The organism is Zoogloea sp. (genome assembly GCF_041914405.1).
Classification (GTDB): Bacteria; Pseudomonadota; Gammaproteobacteria; order Burkholderiales; family Rhodocyclaceae; genus Zoogloea.
In genome coordinates this window covers 1-1,956 of the sequence record NZ_JAYSDK010000065.1, presented here as the reverse complement: position 1 = coordinate 1,956, position 1,956 = coordinate 1, and the positions used below count along the sequence as shown (strand labels likewise).

General features: G+C 62.6%; 1 protein-coding gene. It reads right to left on the bottom strand.

Annotated features, from left to right (window positions below; all coding sequences use genetic code 11):
* Positions 1-238 precede the first annotated feature (238 nt).
* On the bottom strand, positions 239-1,956 hold a 1,718-nt coding region (locus ACE3RX_RS22630), incomplete at its 5' end, for a biotin/lipoyl-containing protein (protein ID WP_374487230.1).

Here is a 1,956-nt window from a genome sequence, read left to right as displayed (position 1 = left end):
GCACACCCTTCGGGGCGAATTCATGCGCCCACGGAGATCATACAACCGGCTGAGGGCGATTGAATTCGCCCCCACGAGATGCGCCCGGCGCCGGGGCGACAGATAAAAAAAGGGGCCGTCCTGAGACGACCCCGCTCCCTCGACAGGAACCCGCTTTTCGGCGGATCTCCCTCCCCATCGAACGAAAACCAACTGTCGCGCCATCCAGCCGGGAAAGCAGGATGGCGCCGGGTATTGATTACTCGAACTCGATGATGACTTCGTCCACCGACAGGCTTGCACCGGCCGAGGCGGAGATCTTCTTGACCTTGCAGTCCTGCTCGGCCTTCAGGATGTTTTCCATCTTCATCGCTTCGATGACCGCCAGCTTCTCGCCGGCCTTCACTTCCTGGCCGACCTGCACGGAGACTTCGCGCAGCAGGCCCGGCATCGGGGACAGCAGGAACTTGGACAGGTCGGGCGGCAGCTTCTCGGGCATCAGCGCCAGCAGTTCGGCGGCACGGGCGCTCATGACCATGAAGTCGGCGCGGGTGCCCCAGTGGAACAGGCTGTACTTGGTCTTGTGGCGCTCGACTTGGAGGGTGAACTCCTCGCCGTTGCAGGTGCCGTTGAACAGGGACTCGCCGAGCTTCCAGTCGGACTTGATCTCGTAACTCTCGCCCTTGTATTCCACGTGGTAGCCGCCGTCGATCGGACGGGCGATGACCGGGTGGTGCTCGTTGCCATCCTTGTTCAGGCGGATGACCATCCAGTGGTCGTCCACGATGCGCTCATGGCCTTGCAGCTGGCCGGTGATCGACGCAGCGCGGTCGGTGAAGGCGCGGTATACATAGGCCGCGACGGAGACCAGCAGGGCCGGATCATCGTGGGGCACCATCGAGGCATCGAAACCGGTCGGGTAGTGCTTGGGGATGAAGCCGGTGTCGAAGATGCCGGAGTGGAAAACCGGATGCTGCATCAGCGCGGCCTGGAACGGAATGTTCGAGGAGATGCCGCGAATGACGAAGCCGTTCAGCGCGTCGCGCATGCGGGCAATCGCCTGCTCGCGGGTGGCGCCGTGCACGATCAGCTTGGCGATCATCGAGTCGTAGTACATCGAGATCTCGCCGCCGTCGTACACGCCGGTATCGACGCGCACCTGGCCCGCCACTTCCTTCGGCGGCTGGAACTTGACCAGGCGGCCGGTGGACGGCAGGAAACCGCGGAACGGGTCTTCGGCGTTGATACGGCATTCCATCGCCCAGCCGTTGATCTGCACGTCGGCCTGGGTCAGCGGCAGCTTCTCGCCGTAGGCGACGCGGATCATCTGCTCGACGAGGTCGAGGCCGGTGATCAGCTCGGTAACCGGGTGTTCCACCTGGAGACGGGTATTCATCTCGAGGAAGTAGAACTCCTTGGTCGCGCCGGAAACGACGAATTCGACCGTACCGGCCGACTCGTAGTTAACCGCACGGGCCAGCGCCACGGCCTGTTCGCCCATGGCCTTGCGCATTTCGGGATCGACGAAGGGGCTCGGCGCCTCTTCGATGACCTTCTGGTGACGGCGCTGGATCGAGCAATCACGCTCGTTCAGATACACGTAGTTGCCGTGGCTGTCGCCGAGCACCTGGATTTCGATGTGGCGCGGCTCGAGCACGTACTTCTCGATGAAGACGCGGTCGTCACCGAAGGAGTTACGGGCTTCGTTGACGCAGGAGGAGAAGCCTTCGTGCGCTTCGGCGTCGTTGTAGGCGACGCGCAGACCCTTGCCACCACCGCCGGCAGAGGCCTTGATCATCACCGGGTAGCCGATCTTCCTGGCGATCTCGACGGCTGCGTCGGGACCATCGATGGCGTCGTTGTAGCCGGGGATGGTGTTGACCTTGGCTTCGATGGCCAGCTTCTTGGACTCGATCTTGTCCCCCATCTTGGCGATGGAGTAGTGCTTCGGACCGATGAACTTGATGCCTTCTTCTT